A 5,352-nucleotide genomic window follows, 5' to 3' on the forward strand; every position below is an offset into this window, starting at 1 on the left:
TTGAGCGAGGCGATCGAACCATTCACCGACAGAACTGGGTAAGGCTTTTTTAAGTTGAACGATCGCCCCCTTCATTCCCAAATCTCCAGGTGCTTCGGATTCGGGACTCAGTTCTGGGGGGAATTCTAATTCGGGAGATTCATCTGCTTCCCATTCCCAAATTTTGGTTCCCTGAAAATCCCGCTCGATAGGAGGAGTCCCTCGCAAGGTTGCCACGGTCTCGAGATAGGCATTCATCCGGGCGGTATCGTTGACAGAGACGAGCGTCAAAACGCTAGCATCGATACTGCTTCGATCGAGACCGTAAGGATCTCGGGCGGGGAGGAGTACCGTTGCCGCCCATTTCCCCACCCACGGTCGAATGTCGGTGTTAAAGTCAGTTTCCATCGGCAAGAAAGGAATGCCTCCAGGGCCGGAAATCTCGAAGGGTAGGGGATTGAAGGATTCGAGGTCACTCCAGGTCTCGGTCGTATCCACTAAAAGCGCACCGGGGAGGTTGGCGGGTAAGACTTCGGCAATCCTTGGGACAATTGGCGGCAGAGGTTCGGATTCTTCAAGGGGTTGGGCAACGGCCCCACCGGGGACAACGGTCAATATCCAAAGCCATGAGAAAACAGATCGATAGAGCAATTCTTAGATCTCCCATCGGTTAAATATGTGCATTTCTTCCGTGCGATTCGATTTTCGATCGGTATCGATCGCCCGCTCAACTATTTTCCCACAATCGCTTGGGGGTTGATGGGGATGTAAAATTCGTAAAATTGAGCTGCGCGCAATGTCGCCATCGCCCCTCGTCTCCTTTTGTGCTCGATCGTGCTTGCCTTTCTGGATCCTTTATGGGAATCAAACAGCCCGGTTTCTGGATCTGTCAGGAAAAGAAATACTTTTCACAATCTGTACCCGATCGCTTGTTACATATCGATGAGATTTTAAGGTGTGTGCCTTCCTTGCTTCCCCGGCTTCCCCAAAACCGAAATCTAAAAAAATATACACCTGTTAGGTTCCTTGGTCGGGGGTCGGTCGGTCAGCTAAAATTTCACTGGTAACTCATCCCCAATAATAAATCATGAAGCTGGCAGCACGAGTGGGGCAAGTTTCGCCCTCCCTAACTTTAGAGATCGCCGCTAAAGCCAAAGCCATGAAGGCTCAAGGGATTGACGTGTGTAGTTTTAGTGCCGGAGAACCGGACTTTGCCACTCCCGCTCATATCGTTGCTGCCGCCCAAAAAGCCTTGGATGAAGGCAAAACCCGCTACGGTGCGGCTGCCGGAGAACCAGCATTGCGAGAAGCAATCGCCCGCAAGCTCAAAACCGACAATGGATTGGACTACACGGCGGAAAATATTATCGTCACCAATGGGGGCAAACAGTCGCTATTCAACCTAATGCTCGCGGCGATCGAACCGGGAGATGAAGTGATTATTCCATCTCCCTACTGGGTGAGTTATCCAGAAATGGTGACGGTGGCGGGAGGAACGTCGGTTATCGTGCCGACGACAGCAGATACTCGCTACAAAATTACGCCGCCACAGTTGCGCGAAGCGATTACTCCCAAAACCAAGCTGTTCGTCCTCAACTCCCCGTCTAACCCCACGGGAATCGTCTACACGCCCGAGGAAATTCGTGCCCTGGCTGAAGTCGTAGTCGATGCCGATATTTGGGTGGTATCCGACGAGATTTACGAAAAACTGCTCTACGACGGGGCGCAACATCTGAGTATCGGTGCGGTGAATCCCGAAGCGTTCGATCGCACCCTGGTCAGTGGAGGATTTGCGAAAGCCTATTCGATGACGGGTTGGCGATTGGGCTATTTGGCAGGTCCGGCGGATGTCATCAAAGCGACGATTAAGATTCAGAGTCATGCGACCTCTCATGTCTGTACCTTCGCTCAATACGGCGCGATCGCCGCTCTCGAATCGCCCGAATCGGCCCCTTGCGTCGAGCAAATGCGTCAAGCCTTCGATAAACGCCGCCATGTCATGTTCGAGCGCATCAATGCCATTCCAGGACTGAGTGCCCCCAAACCCGACGGGGCGTTTTATCTGTACATCAATATTGCCGATACCGGGATGAAGTCTATGGAATTTTGCAATGCTCTTCTAGACGAGCATCACGTTGCTGCGATTCCCGGTATTGCCTTCGGGACGGACGATTGCATCCGCCTCTCCTACGCGACAGATATGGCTTCGATCGAAAAGGGTATCGAACGTCTAGAGAAGTTCGTTGGCTCGATCGGGTAATCTCTCTCGAATGTGGCGAATGACGATCGTCGTCAATATTGACCCTCCTCGTGAATCGGGCAACGAAAGCTCTTACTTCATGGGGAGAGTCTGGACCGTACCGAAATACGATCCCCGAACTTTTTATCCAACGGTGCTGAGTTCACTGGGTTTTGACACTTCAAGCATCACGATCTCTCGATTCTTTAACGTCTCTCGCCACACGCACAGCAGTCGCAAAACTCTGTCAAACGGGCTTTATACCCCAGCATTACGGCTTGAAGAGTCGCAATTCAATGTCAGTTTCAAGGCCGATCGCTTTGCTCGCCAGAATTGGGGGCGAGGGCACAAATGAGGGGAGCTATCTTGCCTAATTTTAATGGACGCGATTGTCTCGTACTAACACGGAATCGCCCAAACTGTTGCTGTATAAAGGGCGAACGACGGGAGTTGAACCCGCGAATGGTGGAACCACAATCCACTGCCTTAACCACTTGGCTACGCCCGCCATTAGAACGTCATTATATCGTAGCACGGACTGCGAAACTTAACGATCTTCTAAACGGATATTCGATCGCGATCGCCGGGTAGGTGCTAACAATAGATGTTAGCGATCGCCACGGGGATAAAATATGGATGAATCAGATCGGGCGACGGAATCGCCACTGGAGGAGCTAAAGCGATTGCGCCACGAGGTGACGTGGCTGCGGCAGGAGAAGGCGGCATTCATTGCTCAGCGAGATCTCCTAGAGGGATTGGTGGCAATGGCACGATCGTCTACTCACGACGGAGGAGTTCTCAAAGCTGCATTACAGAAAACTTTAGATTTAGCTGCCGATTTGACGAAATCGGAACGGGGAAGCCTATTTTTACTCGATGGGATGGGTCGAGTCACCGATGGAATTCTCGATCGCCAGCGGGGTATCCTCAGCGATCGCGATCGTAAAACTCTCATTGGCAAAGTTCTCGAAAAAGGATTGGCCGGTTGGGTGAGCCAGCATCGCCAACTGGGACTGGTGAAGGATACAAAAACCGACGATCGCTGGTTGGATTTGCCCGATGGCCCCTATCGCGCTCGATCGGCACTCACGGTTCCCATTCTCCGGGGGGGGCAGTTGCTGGGGATTCTGACGCTGTTGCACTCCCAACCCGATCGCTTCAGCCAGGAAGCGGCGATCTTGATGCAGGCAACAGCCGATCGCATTGCGCTAGTGCTCGATAATGCCGATCTTTACAACCAACTCGATGTCTATTCTAAAGCCCTCGATCGGGAACTCGAAAAAGGTCGGCAGATTCAAATCGATTTTTTACCCGGACAAATTCCTCAACCGCCCAATTGGGAAATAGCAGCTTGCTTTCACCCAGCTAAGCAGGTGGCCGGTGACTTTTACGATGTTTTTCCTTTAGATGATGCGATCGGTTTTGCGATCGCCGATATTTGTGATAAAGGGGTGGGTGCGGCGCTATTCATGGCATTATTTCGCAGCTTGATTCGCGTTTTTTCCGGACAAACTCAACTTCAGGGCTTATCCATCGAATCGGGGGAAGAAGAAAATGCCACTCGTCAATTTCAACAAGCATCCGAACTTCCTTCAAAGCATCAATGTAAAGCCCTACAAGCAGTGAAGATGACAAATAACTATATTGCTCAAAACCACTGGCAATTGAGTATGTTTGCGACTCTTTTCTTTGGGATTCTCGATCCGAAAACCGGGCTGCTTTGTTACGTCAACGGCGGACACGAACCCCTGACGATCGTCACTCATACGGGAGAAAAAAAACAACTTGCTCCCACGGGACCGGCTGTTGGCGTAATCCCAGATGCCACCTTTGAAAGCGACCTCGTTATCCTCGAACCGGGAGATCTACTCCTGGGCTATACCGATGGAGTCACAGAGGCGAAAAATATGGAAGGAGAGTTATTTAATCGCCAGCGTTTGTTATCTTTGCTCGATGTCCCGTTCGATTCTGCATCAGACTTACTCGATCGCATCAAAGCTCACCTCTTTCGTTACATCGATGATGCACCTCAGTTTGATGATATTACAATGTTATCGATTCGGAGAAAATTGGATGGCGAAAGCCTGGCAGCAGGAGACGGTAAGGACTAATTGCCAGGGAAAAGCATTCAGGTTAATATCGGCTCGTTGACCGATCGATACACGCTCGTATTGAGTATTCTCCTTCGACTCAAATACGCGAGATTTCAAAGCTTTCACCGCTTTGGTCGATTAAATCGGTAGCTCTGTAGCTCTGTATCACGCGGTATTTTCTAACCCAATCGATAACACTGCTCGACCTGGCGCGCTAAGCTCAAATCTCTAAATTTTACTATCTAAATTTTAGATTGAGTCATTACTTTAAAAGTCCTTTCTCCCTCCATTTACAATTTTCATTTGCGCGACTCCTTAGCATTTTCTCCATCTGTGCCATTCACAATTAACCCATTCAATGAGTGCCAATCTTTTCCACGCCGAACGCTTGCTTTTCACTCCCACATCCCCCGATATTGATGCCATTCCCACAATTTTTGCTTTTCCCAACGAGTATGGTATCGGCATTACCAGCCTCGGCTATCAGGTCGTCTGGGCGACTTTGGCTTTGCGATCGGATGTGGACGTGCGCCGCTTATTTACCGATATGTGCGAACCACTTCCCCCCCAGCCGGAATTACTGGGATTTTCTCTGTCTTGGGAACTGGACTACGGTAATTTGCTAGCGTTACTCGAACGACTGAACCTGCCGACTCGCAGCAATCTCCGGGATGAGGCACACCCGATCGTTTTTGGAGGCGGGCCGGTGTTGACGGCGAACCCAGAACCCTTTGCAGATTTTTTCGATGTTATTTTGCTAGGTGATGGGGAGAATTTACTGGGGGATTTCATCGAGGCATATAAAGAAGCGCGCGGAAAAAGCCGATCGCATCAACTGCGACAACTGGCGCGGGTTCCAGGGGTATACGTTCCGAGTTTATACGAAGTGACCTATCACAGTCCCACCGAGGCGATCGCATCGATTACACCCATCGACTCGGAAATTCCCGATCGCGTTGCCAAACAAACCTATCGGGGAAACACCCTCTCGGCTTCCACAGTGGTAACCCGAAAAGCCGCTTGGCCGGATGTTTATCTGGT

General features: G+C 50.7%; 4 protein-coding genes, 1 tRNA gene and 1 pseudogene. 4 read left to right on the plus strand and 2 right to left on the minus strand.

What is annotated here, in order from left to right; all coding sequences use genetic code 11:
- Positions 1–630, minus strand: a 630-nt coding sequence (locus IQ235_RS17970) for a DUF3352 domain-containing protein (protein WP_264322789.1), incomplete at its 3' end; no start/stop codon positions are given.
- Positions 631–1,066: 436 nt separating this feature from the next.
- Here IQ235_RS17970 and IQ235_RS17975 point away from each other — a divergent pair.
- Positions 1,067–2,239, plus strand: coding sequence for a pyridoxal phosphate-dependent aminotransferase (locus tag IQ235_RS17975; RefSeq protein ID WP_264322790.1), 1,173 nt, complete (start codon positions 1,067–1,069; stop codon positions 2,237–2,239).
- A 19-nt stretch (positions 2,240–2,258) separates the two neighbouring features.
- Positions 2,259–2,573 carry a hypothetical protein gene (locus IQ235_RS17980; protein ID WP_264322791.1) on the plus strand — a complete coding sequence of 105 codons (315 nt, stop codon included), beginning with the start codon at positions 2,259–2,261 and terminating at the stop codon, positions 2,571–2,573.
- Positions 2,574–2,653: 80 nt separating this feature from the next.
- Here the strand turns inward: IQ235_RS17980 and IQ235_RS17985 are convergent.
- Positions 2,654–2,726, minus strand: a tRNA-His gene (locus tag IQ235_RS17985).
- A 124-nt stretch (positions 2,727–2,850) separates the two neighbouring features.
- Between IQ235_RS17985 and IQ235_RS17990 the strand changes: the two genes are divergently transcribed.
- Both IQ235_RS17990 and IQ235_RS17995 read left to right on the plus strand, forming a co-directional pair.
- The gene (locus IQ235_RS17990; protein ID WP_264322792.1) at positions 2,851–4,329 is read left to right on the plus strand and encodes a PP2C family protein-serine/threonine phosphatase; all 1,479 of its coding nucleotides are present in this window, start codon (positions 2,851–2,853) and stop codon (positions 4,327–4,329) included.
- A gap of 340 nt (positions 4,330–4,669) precedes the next feature.
- A pseudogene (locus tag IQ235_RS17995) lies at positions 4,670–5,352 on the plus strand (radical SAM protein); the annotation flags it as partial.

The organism is Zarconia navalis LEGE 11467 (genome assembly GCF_015207075.1).
In the GTDB taxonomy this organism is placed as follows: domain Bacteria; phylum Cyanobacteriota; class Cyanobacteriia; order Cyanobacteriales; family Geitlerinemataceae; genus Zarconia; species Zarconia navalis.

Bases quoted from the DNA above. Each gene is read 5' to 3' on its own strand.
- IQ235_RS17980 (WP_264322791.1), top strand. From the start codon at position 2,259: ATGACGATCGTCGTCAATATTGACCCTCCTCGTGAATCGGGCAACGAA.
- IQ235_RS17990 (WP_264322792.1), top strand. From the start codon at position 2,851: ATGGATGAATCAGATCGGGCGACGGAATCGCCACTGGAGGAGCTAAAG.
- IQ235_RS17975 (WP_264322790.1), top strand. From the start codon at position 1,067: ATGAAGCTGGCAGCACGAGTGGGGCAAGTTTCGCCCTCCCTAACTTTA.